The organism is Sandarakinorhabdus sp. FBCC-B8862 (genome assembly GCF_059745315.1).
Map to the genome: position 1 here is coordinate 1,912,934 of NZ_CM185574.1, position 15,921 is coordinate 1,928,854.

At 67.0% G+C, this 15,921-nt stretch carries 13 protein-coding genes; 2 read left to right on the plus strand and 11 right to left on the minus strand.

What is annotated here, in order from left to right:
• Positions 1-9 precede the first annotated feature (9 nt).
• The gene (holA, locus tag AC6BOR_RS09360) at positions 10-1,035 is read left to right on the plus strand and encodes a DNA polymerase III subunit delta (RefSeq protein ID WP_498058191.1); all 1,026 of its coding nucleotides are present in this window, start codon (positions 10-12) and stop codon (positions 1,033-1,035) included.
• A gap of 122 nt (positions 1,036-1,157) precedes the next feature.
• Here holA and AC6BOR_RS09365 read toward each other — a convergent pair whose 3' ends face one another.
• The 6 genes from AC6BOR_RS09365 to AC6BOR_RS09390 form a co-directional block, all read right to left on the minus strand.
• A complete protein-coding gene (locus AC6BOR_RS09365) occupies positions 1,158-2,030 on the minus strand; it encodes a ParB/RepB/Spo0J family partition protein (RefSeq protein WP_498058192.1) in 873 nt (290 codons plus the stop codon).
• A gap of 18 nt (positions 2,031-2,048) precedes the next feature.
• Positions 2,049-2,825 (minus strand): ParA family protein, encoded by a 777-nt coding sequence (locus AC6BOR_RS09370; protein ID WP_498058193.1) that lies wholly within the window; start codon positions 2,823-2,825, stop codon positions 2,049-2,051.
• Positions 2,822-3,457, minus strand: a complete 636-nt coding sequence (gene rsmG / locus AC6BOR_RS09375) for a 16S rRNA (guanine(527)-N(7))-methyltransferase RsmG (protein WP_498058194.1) — start codon at positions 3,455-3,457, stop codon at positions 2,822-2,824. Before rsmG ends, AC6BOR_RS09370 begins: the two co-directional genes overlap by 4 nt.
• A gap of 1 nt (position 3,458) precedes the next feature.
• On the minus strand, positions 3,459-5,327 hold the full coding sequence (mnmG, locus tag AC6BOR_RS09380) for a tRNA uridine-5-carboxymethylaminomethyl(34) synthesis enzyme MnmG (RefSeq protein WP_498058195.1): 1,869 nt from the start codon (positions 5,325-5,327) through the stop codon (positions 3,459-3,461).
• A gap of 249 nt (positions 5,328-5,576) precedes the next feature.
• Entirely contained in the window at positions 5,577-6,866 is a 1,290-nt protein-coding gene (mnmE, locus tag AC6BOR_RS09385; protein WP_498058196.1) for a tRNA uridine-5-carboxymethylaminomethyl(34) synthesis GTPase MnmE, read from the minus strand.
• Between the two features lie 10 nt (positions 6,867-6,876).
• Positions 6,877-7,131 carry a DUF6489 family protein gene (locus AC6BOR_RS09390; protein WP_086115428.1) on the minus strand — a complete coding sequence of 85 codons (255 nt, stop codon included), beginning with the start codon at positions 7,129-7,131 and terminating at the stop codon, positions 6,877-6,879.
• A 126-nt stretch (positions 7,132-7,257) separates the two neighbouring features.
• Between AC6BOR_RS09390 and AC6BOR_RS09395 the strand changes: the two genes are divergently transcribed.
• Entirely contained in the window at positions 7,258-8,223 is a 966-nt protein-coding gene (locus tag AC6BOR_RS09395) for a quinone oxidoreductase family protein (RefSeq protein ID WP_498058197.1), read from the plus strand.
• On the opposite strand, the gene AC6BOR_RS09400 is transcribed toward AC6BOR_RS09395, so the two are convergent.
• The 5 genes from AC6BOR_RS09400 to topA all read right to left on the minus strand — a co-directional run bounded on the left by AC6BOR_RS09400 (position 8,224) and on the right by topA (position 15,827).
• Positions 8,224-8,877 (minus strand): YjbE family putative metal transport protein, encoded by a 654-nt coding sequence (locus tag AC6BOR_RS09400; RefSeq protein ID WP_498058198.1) that lies wholly within the window; start codon positions 8,875-8,877, stop codon positions 8,224-8,226.
• Positions 8,878-8,917: 40 nt separating this feature from the next.
• Positions 8,918-10,321, minus strand: coding sequence for a M20/M25/M40 family metallo-hydrolase (locus AC6BOR_RS09405; RefSeq protein ID WP_498058199.1), 1,404 nt, complete (start codon positions 10,319-10,321; stop codon positions 8,918-8,920).
• Positions 10,322-10,331: 10 nt separating this feature from the next.
• Positions 10,332-11,729, minus strand: coding sequence for a M20/M25/M40 family metallo-hydrolase (locus AC6BOR_RS09410; protein WP_498058200.1), 1,398 nt, complete (start codon positions 11,727-11,729; stop codon positions 10,332-10,334).
• A gap of 10 nt (positions 11,730-11,739) precedes the next feature.
• Positions 11,740-13,152, minus strand: a complete 1,413-nt coding sequence (locus tag AC6BOR_RS09415; protein ID WP_498058201.1) for a M20/M25/M40 family metallo-hydrolase — start codon at positions 13,150-13,152, stop codon at positions 11,740-11,742.
• 107 nt (positions 13,153-13,259) lie between these two features.
• Positions 13,260-15,827, minus strand: a complete 2,568-nt coding sequence (gene topA, locus AC6BOR_RS09420) for a type I DNA topoisomerase (protein ID WP_498058202.1) — start codon at positions 15,825-15,827, stop codon at positions 13,260-13,262.
• Positions 15,828-15,921 lie beyond the last annotated feature (94 nt).

Here is a 15,921-nt window from a genome sequence, read left to right on the forward strand (position 1 = left end):
GGCCGGCCGGTGAAGATTGACGCGGCCCGCGCCGCCGGCTTTGGCCGCGCCTGGCCCGATGATTGCCGCCTGCTGCTGCTGCACGGGGCTGATGGCTCCGCCAACCGCGATCTGGCCGGCCAGATTGCCGCCGGGCAGGCCGCAGCCGGCACCGGCGTGATCGAGTTGATCGGCGCATCCTTGAAGGACGATCCGCAGGCCCTGCTGGCCGCCGCCACCAGCCTGTCGATGTTTGGCGACAAGGAATTGCTGCGCATCGATGGCCTGGATGATGATGGCCTGGCCGCGGTGGAGGCGTTGCTGGCCGGGCCGCCGGGCTATCCGGTGCTAGCGGTGGCGGGCCTGCTGAAGAAGGGCAGCAAGCTGCTGGCGCTGGCGGAGAAACACCCGGCGATTGCGGCCTGCGTGCAATATGAGGCGAGCCTGCGCGATGCCGGCCGTCTTTTGGCCGACATGGCGACGCCGCTGGGCCTGCGGCTGGATCGTGAGGTGGCGGAAGCCTTGTTTGGCCTCGCCGATGGCGATCGGATGATCATGCGGCGCGAGCTGGAGAAGTTCGCGCTCTACAAGGATGCTGCGCCGGATGCGCCGCAGCGGCTGACGCTGGAGGATTTGGCCGCGCTGGGCATCACATCGGGCGATGCCGAGCTGTTTGCGCCGATTGCGGCCATCACCACCGGCGACGCGGCCGAAGCCACCGATCTGCTGGCCCGGCTGCCCGATGGCACCGCCATCCCGCTGTTGCGGGCACTGGAGCGGCGGCTGGCCCAGCTGGCGATGCTGCGCACCGAGGTGGACGCCGGCCGCAGCCCGGCCGATGTGATCGAGGGGCAGGGCAAGGCGATTTTCTGGAAGGAAAAGCCGGTGCTGACCAAGGCGCTGGCCTTGTGGGACCAGCCGCGCCTGGCTGCTGCGCAGGCCGATGTGCTGGCCGCCGAGCGCGCGGTGAAGGCCAGCGGCGGCCTCGCCGATCTGGGCGCGCATGCCCGGTTGCTGGCCATCACCCGACGGGCAATGGCGGCGCGGCGGCGCTAGACATGGTTGTGTTCGGGTTGATCCCGAGCCCGCTCATGCCGAGCCTGTCGAGGCACCGACCGCACTTGGAGCGTGCCTCGACAAGCTCGGCATGAGCGATTCAATCACAAGGGTGAATGGCGTTAGAGCGCGGCCCCCAACCGGGCGCACAGCATGTCGAGCTGGTCCAGATCGGCAAAGCGGATGGTGAGGCTGCCGCTGGTGGCGCCGGGCGCGACCTGAAGCGCAACCGGCATGCCCAGCGTATCAGCCAGTTGTTCTTCCAGTGCTTCGCTGTTGGGATCGTTGGCGGCAGCCGGCGGCGCAGCGCCGGTGCGGGGCTTTCCGGGCCGGCTGCCGGCCAGCAGCGCCTCCAGCGCGCGCACCGACAGGCCGTTCTTCACCACCTTGTGCGCCAGGCCTTCGGGATCGCTGCTGCCGGCGAGGGCGCGGGCGTGGCCCATGCTCAACTGGCCCTGCTCCACCATGGCCTGCACGGCCGGCGGCAGATCGAGCAGGCGCAGCAGATTGGTGACATGGGCGCGCGACTTGCCAACAATTTCGGCCAGCGCCGCCTGGGTGTGGCCATAATCGGCGATGAGTTTCTGATAACCGCGCGCTTCCTCGATCGCGTTCAGGTCGCTGCGCTGGATATTCTCGATGATGGCGATTTCCGCCACCTGCCGGTCATCCAGCGGGCGGATGATCACCGGCATGTCGTGCAGGCCGGCGGCCTGGGCGGCGCGCCAGCGGCGTTCGCCGGCGATGATCTGGTGGCCGCCCTGATGGGCGCGCACCAGGATGGGCTGCAATATGCCGTGGGCCTTCACCGATGCCACCAGCTCGGCCATGGCGTCGGTATCGAAATGGCGGCGCGGCTGGTCCGGGTTGGGCTGAATGGCGCTCACCGCCAGGCGGGCAACGCCGGGGGCATCGGCGGCCGGCGGCGTGGCGATATCCTCCAGCAGCGCCGAAAGCCCACGGCCAAGGCCAGATTTCTTTTTGTTTTCAGCCATTTGGATGTTCCCAAGCAATCAGACAGCGACCGCCAGCCGGGCGTTGATGCGGCCCAGCAGCTCCCGCGCCAGCGCCACATAGGCTTCAGACCCGGCGCAGCGGCTGTCATAGATCAGCGCCGGCAGGCCGTGGCTGGGCGCTTCGGAGAGGCGGACGTTGCGCGGCACCAGGGTGTTGAACACCTTGGCCCCCATCACCGCCCGCACATCCTCACACACCTGGTCTGACAGGCGGTTCCGGCGATCGACCATGGTCAACACGATGCCCAGCAGTTCCAGCCGGCGGTTGAGGCCAGACTTCACGCGTTCGATGGTGCCGAGCAGTTGCGACAGGCCTTCCAGTGCGAAAAACTCGCTTTGCAGCGGCACCAACACGGCATCAGCGGCGACCAGCGCGTTGACGGTCAGCAGCCCCAGCGAGGGCGGGCAATCGATCAGGGTGAAATCATGCACGGGCAGCGTGGCCAGTGCGTCGGCCAGGCGATGGGTGCGCCGATCGGTGTCGACCAGCTCCACCTCCGCGCCTGACAGGCTGGCGCTGGCCGGGATGATCGACAGGCCGGGGATGGCGGTGGTGCGCACCACATCGCTGGCTTCGGCATCGCCGATAAGCATTTGATAAAGCGAGGGTTCCCGGCTCTTCCGGTCCAATCCAAGCCCGGTCGAGGCATTGCCCTGCGGATCGGAATCCACCACCAGCACCGATTTGCCGATGGCAGCCAGCGCTGTGGCGAGATTGACCGCTGTCGTCGTCTTGCCGACGCCGCCTTTCTGGTTGGCAATGGCAATGATCATCGGCGTTTTACCCCAAAAGGCCTGAGATTTGTTGCCAAGACGATGCGGGCATCAGAATCGGTACAGCTGGGAATCAGCTGATGATCAAAGTGGAATCGCTTGGCGGCGGTGGCAAGCTCTTCCTGCACATTCCGGCCCTTTGGCAGCACCCAGCGCGTGCCCGGCCGGCCAAAGCGCACGCTCCAATCGAACAGCACATCGAGCGCGGCAGCGGCGCGGGCGGTGACGATGTCATAGGGCGCCGGCTTCAGCGTTTCGACACGCTGGTTGGCGATGGTCACGCGGTCGATGGTGCCGGTCTCGGTCGCCACTTCGGTGAGGAAGCGGCATTTCTTGGTGATCGATTCGACCAGGGTGAAGCGCGCCGTTGGGTCGAGGATGGCCAGCACCAGACCGGGAAAACCGCCGCCGGCGCCGATGTCGAGCCAGCGTTGGCCAGTTCCGGCGATGGCGAGCAACTGCGCCGAATCGCGGAAGTGGCGATCCCAGATGTGGGGCAGGGTGGAGGGCGCGACGAGGTTCATCCGCAGCTGCCATTCGGCGAGCAGTTCGGCATAACGGTCAAGCCGGGCCAATGTTTCACGTGAAACATCAAACTCGGCCGCGAAGGCGCTGCGGGCGTCGTCGCTCATGTCAGGCCGCCAGCGTTGGCTTGTTGCGACTGGTGTGGGGCAGCAAGGCGATCAAGGCAGCGGGCGTGATGCCGGCGACGCGGCTGGCAGCGCCCAGCGTCAAGGGCCGCGCCCGTGACAACCGCTCGATCATTTCCTTGGACAGGCCAGCGACCTGCGCAAAATCCAGATCGGCTGGCAGCGCCAGTGCCTCGTCACGGCGCAGGGCGGCCACCTCGGCCTCCTGCCGGGCAATGTAAGACGCATAACTGGCGTCCACCGCAAGGCTGGCGAGCAGATCATCGCTGATGCTGGCAAGCTCGGGCCAGACGCGCCGCGCGGCCGCGTGCGTCACCGCCGGGAAGCGCAGCCAATCAAAGATGCTGCGGCTCTGCCCGTCCTGACGCACCTCGATGCGATGGCTGGCGAGCTGGTGCGGCGTCGCCGTCAGCGTGTCGAGCAGCGCCCGCGCCGCGTCGCGCTCGGCCTGTTCGGCGGCAAATGCAGCAGCCTGAACCGGCGGCACCAGCCCGAGCGCCTCCCCCAGCGGCGTGAGGCGCTGATCAGCATTGTCGGCGCGCAGCCGCAGGCGATACTCCGCGCGGCTGGTGAACATGCGATAGGGTTCGGCAACGCCATGCAGCGTCAGGTCGTCGATCATCACGCCGATATAGGCCTGGGTGCGATCGATGGTCAGCTCCGGCAGGTTCAGCGCCAGCGCCGCCGCATTGGCGCCCGCCACCAGCCCCTGCGCCGCGGCCTCCTCATAGCCGGTGGTGCCGTTGATCTGGCCAGCCAGAAACAGGCCAGGCACCGCGCGGGCGGCGAGGCCAAGCGTCAGCGCGCGCGGATCAACATGGTCATACTCGATCGCATAGCCCGGCCGCAGGATGGCCACCTGCTCCAGGCCCTTGATCGATCGAATGAATTTTTCCTGCACATGCAGCGGCAGCGAGGTCGACAGGCCGTTGGGATAGATGGTGATGTCATCATAACCCTCCGGCTCCAGGAAGATCTGGTGGCCATCGCGGTCGCCAAAGCGCACCACCTTGTCTTCAATCGACGGGCAATAACGCGGGCCCACCGAATCGATATGGCCGCCATACAGCGCTGATTCGCCGAGATGATCCCGGATGATGCGATGCGTTTCCGCATTGGTGCGCGTGATCGCACAGGGAATTGGCGGCCGGCCATTGCCCGCTGCTGAACCGATTCCGAAGCGGCTGAAGCGCGGATCATCGCCATCGCCATATTGCCATTCCAGCACCGACCAATCGATGCTGCGACCGTCCAGTCGGGCCGGCGTGCCCGTCTTCAAGCGGCTGACCGGCAAGCCCATCGCCCGCAACGCCGCGCCCAGATCAGACGCTTGCGCACCGACCCGACCACCCGCCTCGCGCTGGCTGCCGATGTGCATCACGCCGCCCAGGAAGGTGCCGGTGGTCAACACCACAGCTGGCGCCGACAGCCGGCCAACGCTGGTCTCCACGCCGACCACCCGGCCCTGCTCCACCACCAGGCCCTCAACGGCCGCGGTGACAATCGCCAACGTCGGCAGTTCGCCCAACACCTCGGCCATTGCTGCCCGATACAAGGCGCGATCCACCTGCGCCCGCGGGCCATGCACGGCCGGGCCCTTGGAGCGGTTCAATAGCCGAGATTGCAACCGCGCCGCATCGGTCACCCGGCCCATGATGCCGCCCAGCGCATCAATCTCGGTGACCAGATGGCCCTTGCCAATGCCGCCCACCGCCGGGTTGCAGCTCAACGTGCCCGGATCATCCGCCCGCAACGTGACCAGCGCCACGCGCGCACCGCGCCGGGCGGCGGCAGCAGCAGCCTCACACCCGGCGTGACCGGCGCCGACAATGATGACGTCATGGGTTTGCATGCGCCAAATCCATAGCGATTCACGGGCGATGTTTCACGTGAAACATTGAGGGAAGGGAAGGGGTGCCTCCGGCGAGCAGGGGCGAGGCCCCTGCACCCGTTCGATTTGGTGCGCTCATTGACGGCGAGGTCGGCGCCGCAGGCTTTTGTCGTTTGCCTGCGGCGCCAAAGAGCGCTTGTCGTTCCTGGCACTCCTGAAACGGCACGGGTGCAGGGGCCTCGCCCCTGCCCGCCGGAGGCATTGCTTCCCCTACTTCCCGATACAGAACCGGCTGAAGATCCGATCCAGCACATCATCCACGCCGACCCGACCGGCGATTCGGCCAAAGGCGTGCGCTGCCGCACGCAGGGCTTCGGCGCGCAAGACCGGCTCCGGGGCCATCGCTGCATCGCGCAGGGCGGATTCGGCGTCGGCGAAGGCGGCGCGGTGGCGGGCGTGGGCGAGGAGGGCGGGTTCGCCGGGGCGGGTGAGATTGTGGGCCCAGTGGCTGAGCCAGTCGCGCAGGGCGGGCAGACCGGCGCCTGTCGTGGCGGAGACCGCAAGCACGTCGGGTGGCACATCCGGCGCGGCCAGATCGCATTTGTTGAGCAGGTGCAGGGCTCCATCGCCCATCCATTCCGGGGCTTCGGCGCTGGCGACGCTGATCACCAGATCGGCGCTGGCGGCACGGGCGCGGGCGCGGGCGATGCCGATGGCTTCCACCGGATCGTCAGTGTCGCGCAGGCCGGCGGTGTCGATGAGCACGGCGGCGACACCGTTCAGATCGATCGGCACTTCGATGGCGTCGCGGGTGGTGCCGGGAATGGCGGTGACGATGGCAACCTCGCGCATGGCCAAGGCATTGACAAGACTGGACTTTCCGACGTTTGGTGGCCCGGTGACGGCGATGGTCAGCCCGTCGCGGATACGCATGGCGCGGGCGGAATCGGCGATCAGGGCCGCGAGTTCATCTGCCATGGCGGCGAGCTGGTCGCGGGCGGCTTCGTCGAGCCGTTCGGCAACATCGGCTTCGTCTTCGGCGAAATCAAGGCCGGCTTCGGCTTCGGCCAGCACGTTCAGGCAGCGCTCGCGCCACTGGTCAGCCAAGCGGCCGAGGGCGCCACCGGCCAGCGCCAGGGCCTGGTCGCGCTGGCTGGCGCTTTCCGCGCTGACGAGGTCGGCAAGGCCTTCAACCTGGGCCAGGTCCATGCGGCCATTGGCAAAGGCACGGCGGGTATATTCGCCGGGTTCGGCGAGGCGCACACCGGGGTGGGCGGTGACGGCATCGAGCACGCCGGCAACGACCGCGGGGCCGCCGTGCAGGTGGAGTTCGGCCAGATCCTCGCCGCTGGCGCTGGCCGGGCCGGGGAAGACGGCGACGAGGGCCTCGTCGAGCAGCTGGCCCGCATGCTGGAGCCGACACAGGCTGAGCCGGCGCGGCGGTGGCACGCGGCCGGCGAGGTGTTGCACCACGGCGAGCGCGGCCGGGCCGGAGATACGGATGATGGCCAGCGCGGCCGGCGGGCGCCCGCTGGCCAGCGCCGCGATCGTGTCGGTCATGGCCTGCTGGTCAGCCCTTGCTGGCCTTGCCGCCGGTGGCGGCGTTCATGCCGGCGGCGAACAATTTCTGCCATTGTTCGAAGCCACCAGCAATGCCGGGCGCCCAGGTGCGCATCATGCGTTCCCAATCGGCGGGGGTGATGCCTTCGGTCATCGCGGACTTCATGCGATCAAGATAGACGTCGTGCAGCGGCTGCAGATCGGGCAGGCCGAAGAAGGCGCGCGCTTCCTGCGGCGTGCAATCAATGTCGAAGCTGATCTTCATGCGCGCTTTGCCTCTTTTCCTTGAGCCAGAAGCGCTTAGTGTAGCGGGCGAGGGGCTTGCAGGGCAAGGGAAAGGCCTATGCCAGCAAAAACAGAGACTTACCGCGCAGCAAAAGGGGCAGGCAGCATGAAGGCGATCCGGATCGAGGCAGCTGGCGGGCCCGAGGTGATGCAGTTGGTGGACATTGCCTTGCCCGATCCCGGCCCCGGCGAGGTGCGCATCCGACACACCGCCATCGGCCTCAACTTCATCGATACCTATCACCGGTCTGGCCTCTATCCGTTGCCGATGCCGTCGGGCCTGGGGCTGGAGGCGGCTGGCGTCGTGGAGGCCGTGGGCGCGGGTGTGAGCCTGAACCCCGGCACACGGGTTGGCTATTGCTGGGGGCCGATTGGCGCCTATGCCACGCACCGCAACATTGCCGCGGCGCAGCTGGTCGTGCTGCCCGATGGTGTAAGCGACGAAATGGCGGCCGCCGGCCTGTTGAAGGGCTGCACCACCGAGTTTCTGGTTGATCGCTGCGCCCGGGTGCAGGCGGGTGATTGGGCGCTGGTGCCGGCGGCGGCGGGCGGTGTTGGCCTGTTGCTGGTGCAGTGGCTGAAGGCGCGCGGTGCCACCGTGATCGCGGTGGCCGGCACGGCGGAGAAGCTGGCGCTGGCGGCGGCCAATGGCGCCGATCATGGCCTGCTCGACAGCAGCGATGTGGCCGCGGGGGTGCGGGCGCTCACCGGCGGTCGCGGCGTGGATGTGGTGTTTGACGGGGTGGGCAAGGCCAGCTGGGAATCGAGCCTGGACAGCTTGAAGCGGCGCGGACTGCTGATCAGCTTTGGCAATGCCTCCGGCCCGGTGTCGGGCGTCGACCTGGGCATATTGGCGCGCAAGGGGTCGCTGTTCACCACGCGGCCGACGCTGTTTGACTATTATGCCACCCCGGCGGAACGGCAGGAATTTGGCGGCCGCGTGCTCGATATGATGGCCAGCGGCGCGCTGAAACTGGCGGTGAACCAGCGTTATGCGCTGGCGGATGTGGCCCGGGCCCACGCCGATCTGGCGGCGCGCAAGACGACGGGATCGACCGTGCTGATCCCCTGATCAGCCGGCGACCATCGGGGCCACCATCGGCATCACCTCGTGCGCGCCCTCCCAGATCATCTTGAGGGCGACATAGACGATGACGGCGAGGCCGACATAGGCGATCCAGCGATAACGCTCGATATATTGGGCGATGATGTTGGCGGCGATGCCCATCAGCGCGACCGAGAGCACCAGGCCGATCACCAGGATATCGGGATGCTCACGCGCCGCGCCGGCGACGGCCAGCACATTGTCGAGGCTCATCGACACGTCGGCCAGCGCCACGCTCCAGGCGGCGGCGGCAAAGCTCTTGGCCGGCGGCGGCGTGTTGGTGGCGACGAAATCGTCGCTCTCGCCGGGCGCATCGATATAGGTGGCGCGCGGGTGCAGCTCGCGCCACATGCGCCAGGCCACCCACATCAAAAGCAGGCCGCCGGCGAGGATCAGGCCGACAATCTGCAGCAATTGCGACACGGCGAGCGCAAAGCCGATGCGCAGCACCAGCGCGGCGAGGATGCCGATCAGGATGACCTTCTTGCGCTGATCGGCCGGCAGGCCGGCGGCCAACGCGCCAACCACGATGGCATTGTCTCCGGCCAGCACGACATCGATCAGCACCACCTGGCCAAAGGCCGACAGTGCTTCCGGGGTGAGGAAATGGGCGAAATCCATGGCCTGCATGTAGGGGCAGGGCCGGGATTATGCCAGCGCCCTATTTGGGATTTGCCAGCACCGCGACCAGATCCGACAGATAGTCGCGGCCCTTCATCAGGCTTTCCACCTTGATGCGTTCGTTGAGGCCGTGGATGCCGTTGCCATCGGGATCGATCAGCGTGCCGGGCGCACCATAGACCGGGATGCCGATCGGCGCGATGTAGATGGCATCGGTGGCGCCCGTGCTCATCATCGCCAGCATCGGCACGCCGGGGAAGTGGGTGGCGGCCACCTGCTGCATCGGGCCGATCACCGCCGGGTTCATCGGCACCGGCTTGCCCACCGGGCGCACCGGCGGTTTCAGCGACACGGTCACCTTGGGATTGGCGATGATGCGATCAAATTCGCCTTTCAGCACATTGGGATCGGTGCCGGGGAACATGCGGCAGTTCACATTGGCGCGTGCGCGCTGGGCCAGGGCGTTTTCGGCGTGGCCGGCCTCCAGCAGGGTGGCAACACAGGTGGTGCGCAGCACGCTGTGGTTGGTGGGATCGAGGCTGACGATGCGATCCGCCTCGGCATCGGCCGGATTGGCCAAAAGGCGCGCCATCGCCGGGCCAACCGGATCGGGCAACACCTTGGAAAGCCCGGTGAAATAGGCGCGGGTGGTGTCGTTGAACTGCACGGGGAATTCGTGGGTGTTGATCGCCACCACGGCGCGGGCCAGATCGGTGATGGCGTTGTCGGACCGGGGCACGGAGGAATGGCCGCCGGGGTTGGTCGCCTCCAGCCAGTAATTCTGCACCGTCTTTTCGCCCACCTGCACGGCCAGGCCCTGCGGCTTGCCATCCGGGCCATAACGGCCGCCGCCGCCTTCGTTGAGGGCGAATTCCGCCATGATCAGATCGGGGCGGTTCTTGGCCAGCCAATCGGCGCCGTTGAAGGCATAGGTGGTTTCCTCGCCACAGGTCAGCGCCAGCTTGATGGTGCGCTTGGGCGCCTTGGCTGCCTTCATGCGGATCAACAGATCGGCCCAGATCGCAGCCTGCGCCTTGTCGTCAAAGGTGCCGCGGCCATAGAAATAGCCGCCCTCCTCGATCAGCTTGAACGGGCTGCGCGTCCAGTCTTCCGGCTTGGCGGCAACCACATCGAGGTGGCCGAGCAGCAGCATCGGCTGTGCCTTCTTGTCGCTGCCCTTCAGGTGGACGACGATCCCGCCCTCCTTGGGGAATTCCGGCACCGAAAACAGTGTGATGTCGGAATCGGCATAGCCGGCCGCCTTGAAGCGCACCGCCAGCTTCTCCGCCAGCGCGGTGCAACTGCCGGTGGTGACACTGGTGTCGGTCTCCACCATCTCCTTGTAGAGGTCACGGAACTGCGCCTCGCCCGGCTGTTTGGGCACATACTGCGCGCTGGCCGACGTGCCGGCGAGCAGGGCGGCGGCGATAAGAATGGAGCGCATGGGGTGATCCTTACTTGCTGGCGTAGGCGACGATCAGATCGAACAGATAATCGCGGGTGGTGTAAAGATTGCTGACGCTGATGCGCTCGTTGAGGCCGTGGACGTTGTTCAGCGTCTTGTCGGCCACCATGCCCGGCACGCCATAGGTGGGGATGCCCCCGGCACTGAGGAAGCGGCCATCGGTGGCGCCGGTCACCAGCGTCGGCAGCAGCGGCACGCCGGGATAATGTTTCTTCGCCAGTGCCACCGCCGGTTCATAGATGGCGGGTGTGAGCGGCGGTGGCGGCGGGGTGGGGCTCACCTCCGCATCGGTGATCAGGGTCAGGCCGGCATCGGCGACGGCTGCGATGATCTGGCCGCGCACCTTGTCCAGGCTGTCACCGGGGAACATGCGGCAGTTGATGTTGGCGCTGGCGCGCTGGGCCAGCGCGTTGTTGGCGTGGCCGGCATCCAGCCGGGTCGCCACACAGGTGGTGCGCAGCATCGAATGCCAGTTGGGATCGCGCGACACGATGGCATTGGCCGCCGCGTCGTTTGGATTGGCCAGCAGCGCCCGCATCGCCGCCCCCACTTCACCCCCCACCATGCCGGCCATGGTGGTGAAATAGGCGCGGCTGGCATCGGTGAACTGCACCGGGAATTCATAGGCAGCCAGCCGGTTCAACCCGGCGGTCAGCTGATAGATGGCGTTGTCGGGCCGCGGCTGGCTCGAATGGCCACCGGGGTTGCGCGCCTCCAGCCGGAAATCCTGATAGACCTTCTCGCCGGCCTGGAACGACAGTTTCAGCGGGTTGCCCTTGTCGTCCGATTGGCCGATGCCGCCTTCGTTCAGGGCGAATTCGGCGTCGATCCAGTCCTTGTGCTCGGCCATCAGCCATTCGGCGCCGTTGAACACGCCGGGGCTTTCCTCGCCACAGGTCAGCGCCAGTTTCAGCGTGCGCCTTGGCGGCTTGCCGGCCTGTTTCAGGCGGATCATCGCATCGGTGAAGATCGCGGCCTGGGCCTTGTCATCGCTGGTGCCGCGGCCATAGAACCAGCCGCCATCCTCGATCAGGGTGAAGGGATCACGCTCCCAATCGGCGCGGCGGGCCTCCACAACATCGATATGGGCGAGCAGCAGGATCGCCTTGGCTTTCGGGTCCTTGCCGGCCAGCGTCGCCACCAGCCCGCCATCCTGCGGGCGTTCCTTTGGGCCGGGGAACAGCCTGATATCGGCATCGGCATAACCCGCCGCCTTCAACCGCGCCGCCATCCGCTCCGCCGCCAGCGTGCAGCTGCCGGCGGACACGGTGGTGTTGGTTTCGATCAGTTCCTTGTAGAGGACGCGAAACGCCAGCTGGTCCGGGCGTTGCTGGGCCTGGGCAAGGGTGGCTGACAGCAGGGCCGTGGCAAGCAGCAGGGCGCGCATCGTCTGGTCCTTATTTCGCCGCATAGGCGCTGATGAGATCGAACAGATAATCCCGTTCCTTCATCACGCCCGCCACCGAAATCCGTTCGTTGAGGCCGTGGACGCCATTGCCATCGGGCATGCCAAAGCGGCCGGGCATGCCATAGGTGGCGATGCCGGCAGCGTTCAGATAGCGGCCGTCGGTGGCCCCGGTGCTCATGGTGGGGATCAGCGGGATGCCGGGGAAATGCTTCGTCGCCAGCGTGACGGCGGTGCCATAGACCAGCGGCGACAGCGGCGGCGGTGGCGCGGCTTCCTTCGGATTTTCCGATGCGCGCGGCGTCACCGTGATGGTGGGATCGCCCAGCCGCTCGGCAATCTGGCCGAGCACCTTTTCAACGCTTTCGCCGGGGAACATGCGGCAGTTCACATTGGCCTGCGCGCGTTGGGGCAGGGCGTTGCGGGCGTGCCCGGCGTCCAGCATCGTCGCCACGCAGGTGGTGCGCAGCGTGCTGTGCCAGCCCGGATCGCGCGACACGATGGCATTGGCCGCCGCATCGGCCGGGTTGGCCAGCAGGGCACGGATGGCGCCGGCGGTTTCCGCATCGGCGATCTTGGCCATTTCGGTGAAATAGGCGCGGGTCGTGTCTGACAGGATCACCGGGAAATCATTGCGCGACAGGTTCACCAGCCCCGCCGCGAGCTCATAAATGGCATTGTCGGGCCGCGGCCGGCTGCTGTGGCCGCCGGGGTTGCGGGTTTCCAGGATGAAATCCTGATACACTTTCTCGCCGGCCTGAAACGCCAGGCTGATCGGCTTGCCGCTGGCATCGGCCTTGCCGCCGCCACCTTCGTTCAGGGCAAATTCCGCCTCGATCCAGTCGCGGTGATTGTCCACCAGCCATTTGGCGCCGTTGAACGGCCCGCCTTCCTCTCCGCAGGTCAGCGCCAGCTTCAGCGTGCGCTTCAGCGGCTTGCCGGCCTGCTTCAGGCGGATCATCGTATCGGTGAAGATGGCACCATGCGCCTTGTCGTCACTCACCCCGCGCCCGTAAAACCAGCCGCCCTCCTCGATGAAGGCGAAGGGGTCGCGCTCCCAATCGGCGCGCTTGGCTTCCACCACGTCCAGGTGCGACAGCAACAGGATGGCGCCGGCCTTGGCATCCTTGCCGGGCAGGGTTGCCACCAGGCCGCCATCCAGCGGGCGCTCCGGCGGGCCGGGGAACAGCCTGATATCGGCATCGGCATAACCCGCCGCCTTCAACCGCGCCGCCATCCGCTCGGCCGCCAGGTTGCAGCTGCCGGTGGACACGGTGGTGTTGGTCTCCACCAGCTCCTTGTAGAGCGCGCGAAACGCCTGCTGGTCGGGCCGCAGTGGTGCCGGCTGGGCGGCGGCCGGAACGGCGATGGCGGCAGCCATCAGAGCGGCAAGAGCACGAGCCATGATATCTCCCCTGTTGATGGGGGACATAAAGCCCTGCCCGTGCCAATTGGCAATGGCAAACCCGCCGCCATCATCGCCGCGGCCGGCGATCCGGGGCGAAGGCGCCCTCAGCTCTTTTTCTTCACCGCCTTCTTCGTCGCCGGCTTCCTGGCAGCGGCCTTCTTTGCCGGGGCCTTCTTGCCCTTCTTGGCCGGGGCCGCCGCTGCACGGGCGGCGAGCAGGGCCACCGCCTCCTCCAGCGTCACCGCCGTCGGTTCGGCGCCCTTGGGCAGGGTGGCGTTGGTGGTGCCGTCGCTCACATAGGGCCCATAACGGCCGGCCAGCACCTTCACCGCCGCGCCGCTCTCGGGATGCGCGCCGAGTTCGGCCAGCGCCGTCGCCGCGCCGCGCACCGGCCGGCCGCCATTGGCCTTGGCAGCGGCGGCTTCGGCCAGCTTCACCACGGCGGCGTTCATGCCGGTTTCAAACACCTCGGCCGTGTTGGCCAGCCGGGCATATTTGCCGGCGTGCGCCAGATAGGGGCCATAACGGCCGATGCTGGCGGTGATCGGCTCGCCGGTTTCCGGGTGCAGGCCGATCTGGCGCGGCAGGTTCAGCAGTTTGAGCGCTTGAGGCAGATCCTCCGGCCCCGCAATCTCCACATCCTTGGGGATGGAGGCGCGGGCCGGCTTCTCGCCCTCCCCGCGCTGCACGAAGCGGCCAAAGCGCCCCGAACGCAGCGTCACCATCTCGCCCGTGTCGGGATCGGCGCCCAGCTCCACCGGGCCATCATTGGCCTGTGCCCCGCCCTCGCTGGCAAAGGGCCGCGTGTATTTGCACTCCGGATAATTGGAGCAGGCAACAAACGCCCCGAACCGCCCGGTCTTCAGGCTCAACCGCCCGGCGGCGCAGCGCGGGCACAGGCGCGGGTCCACCCCGTCACCCTTGTCCGGGAACAGGAAGGGCGCCAGATATTCGTCCAGCGCCGCCGTGATGTCCGACGGGCGCTGCTCCATCACCTCGGCGGTCTTCGGCTTGAAATCGGCCCAGAAGGCGCGCAGCAATTCCAGATAACTGGCATCGCCGGCCGACACATCATCGAGCTGGGTTTCCAGCCCGGCGGTGAAATCATATTCGACATAGCGGGCAAAGAACCGCTCCAGAAAGGCGGTGACGAGCCGGCCCTTCTCCTCGGCGAAAAACCGGTTCTTCTCCACCCGCACATAGGCGCGGTCGCGCAACGTCTGCAGGATGCTCGCATAGGTCGATGGCCGGCCGATGCCCAATTCCTCCAGCCGCTTGACCAGCGTCGCTTCCGAAAAGCGCGCCGGCGGCTCGGTGAAGCTCTGGATCGCCTGAACGCTCTTCGACGCACAGCGATCCCCGCCGGCCAGGCGCGGCAGGCGGGCGCCGTCTTCGTCATCGTCCGCAGGTTCATCCCGCCCTTCGGTATAGAGCGCCAGAAAGCCCGGCGTGATCACCACCTGCCCGGTCGCCTTCAGCCCATGGCGGCCATCATCATCAAACAGGTCAACCGTGGTGCGCTCCAGCCGGGCGCTGGCCATCTGGCTCGCCACCGTGCGGTTCCAGATCAGGGCATAAAGCCGCTCGGCATCCGTATCGCCGCGCCCCGGCCGGCGCGAGAAATCGGTCGGCCGGATCGCCTCATGCGCTTCCTGGGCGTTCTTGGCCTTGGTGGCATAGAAACGCGGCTTTTCCGGCAGCACCTCGGGCTTGCTGCCATAATCCCGCGCGATCAGATCGCGCACGGCGTTCAACGCCTCGGCCGCGATCTGCACGCCGTCGGTGCGCATATAGGTGATGTGGCCATCCTCATAGAGGTTCTGCGCCACGCGCATCGTGTGGCTGGCGGTGAAGCCCAGCCGCCGCGCCGCCTCCTGCTGCAGGGTGGAGGTGGTGAACGGCGGTGCCGGGTTGCGGCTCACCGGCTTGGTCTCAACGTTTCGCACGGTAAAGCCATTCTTCTCAATGGCTTCCCGCGCAGCATAGGCCGCAGCATCGTTCAGGTCAAACTGGCCCAGCTTCTTGCCGTCGAGCACCGCGAGGCGCGCCTTGAAGGTGGCGCCATTGGGCGCAATCATCTCGGCCTCCACCCGCCAATATTCGCGGGCGACATGTGCTTCGATCTCGCGCTCGCGCTCCACCACCAGGCGCAGCGCCACCGATTGCACCCGGCCCGCGCTCTTGGCGCCGGGCAGCTTGCGCCACAACACGGGCGAAAGCGTGAAGCCCACCAGATAATCCAGCGCGCGCCGCGCCAGATAGGCATCGATCAACGGCTGATCGAGATCGCGCGGCGCGGCCATCGCCCTGGTCACCGCCGCCTTGGTGATCTCGTTGAACGTCACCCGCCGCGCGCCGCCCTTCGGCAACGCCTTCTTCGCCTTCAACACCTCCAGCAGATGCCAGCTGATCGCCTCCCCCTCGCGGTCAGGGTCGGTCGCCAGGATCACCTGATCGGCGCGCTTGGCGGCATCGCGGATGGCGGTCAACTGCCGGGTGCGGTCGGCCGAAACCTCCCACTCCATGGCAAAATCCGCCTCCGGATCCACCGATCCATCACGCGGCGGCAGATCGCGCACATGCCCGAAACTGGCCAGCACCTCATAGCCGCTGCCCAGATATTTGTTGATGGTCTTCGCCTTGGCCGGCGATTCAACGATAACGAGTTGCATATATCCTCACGTGTACGCGCGAGGGTGGGGCGGGGTTGCGATGGGCGTCAAGGGGGGTGTGGTCGCAGGGGTGCGATGGACGTAGACTTTTTGG

What these genes read in the sequence shown, in the direction of transcription:
- AC6BOR_RS09365 (WP_498058192.1), bottom strand. Translation starts at nt 2,030, where the DNA reads ATGGCTGAAAACAAAAAGAAATCTGGCCTTGGCCGTGGGCTTTCGGCG.
- AC6BOR_RS09370 (WP_498058193.1), bottom strand. Translation starts at nt 2,825, where the DNA reads ATGATCATTGCCATTGCCAACCAGAAAGGCGGCGTCGGCAAGACGACG.
- rsmG (WP_498058194.1), bottom strand. Translation starts at nt 3,457, where the DNA reads ATGAGCGACGACGCCCGCAGCGCCTTCGCGGCCGAGTTTGATGTTTCA.
- mnmG (WP_498058195.1), bottom strand. Translation starts at nt 5,327, where the DNA reads ATGCAAACCCATGACGTCATCATTGTCGGCGCCGGTCACGCCGGGTGT.
- mnmE (WP_498058196.1), bottom strand. Translation starts at nt 6,866, where the DNA reads ATGACCGACACGATCGCGGCGCTGGCCAGCGGGCGCCCGCCGGCCGCG.
- AC6BOR_RS09390 (WP_086115428.1), bottom strand. Translation starts at nt 7,131, where the DNA reads ATGAAGATCAGCTTCGACATTGATTGCACGCCGCAGGAAGCGCGCGCC.
- AC6BOR_RS09395 (WP_498058197.1), top strand. Translation starts at nt 7,258, where the DNA reads ATGAAGGCGATCCGGATCGAGGCAGCTGGCGGGCCCGAGGTGATGCAG.
- AC6BOR_RS09400 (WP_498058198.1), bottom strand. Translation starts at nt 8,877, where the DNA reads ATGGATTTCGCCCATTTCCTCACCCCGGAAGCACTGTCGGCCTTTGGC.
- AC6BOR_RS09405 (WP_498058199.1), bottom strand. Translation starts at nt 10,321, where the DNA reads ATGCGCTCCATTCTTATCGCCGCCGCCCTGCTCGCCGGCACGTCGGCC.
- AC6BOR_RS09410 (WP_498058200.1), bottom strand. Translation starts at nt 11,729, where the DNA reads ATGCGCGCCCTGCTGCTTGCCACGGCCCTGCTGTCAGCCACCCTTGCC.
- AC6BOR_RS09415 (WP_498058201.1), bottom strand. Translation starts at nt 13,152, where the DNA reads ATGGCTCGTGCTCTTGCCGCTCTGATGGCTGCCGCCATCGCCGTTCCG.
- topA (WP_498058202.1), bottom strand. Translation starts at nt 15,827, where the DNA reads ATGCAACTCGTTATCGTTGAATCGCCGGCCAAGGCGAAGACCATCAAC.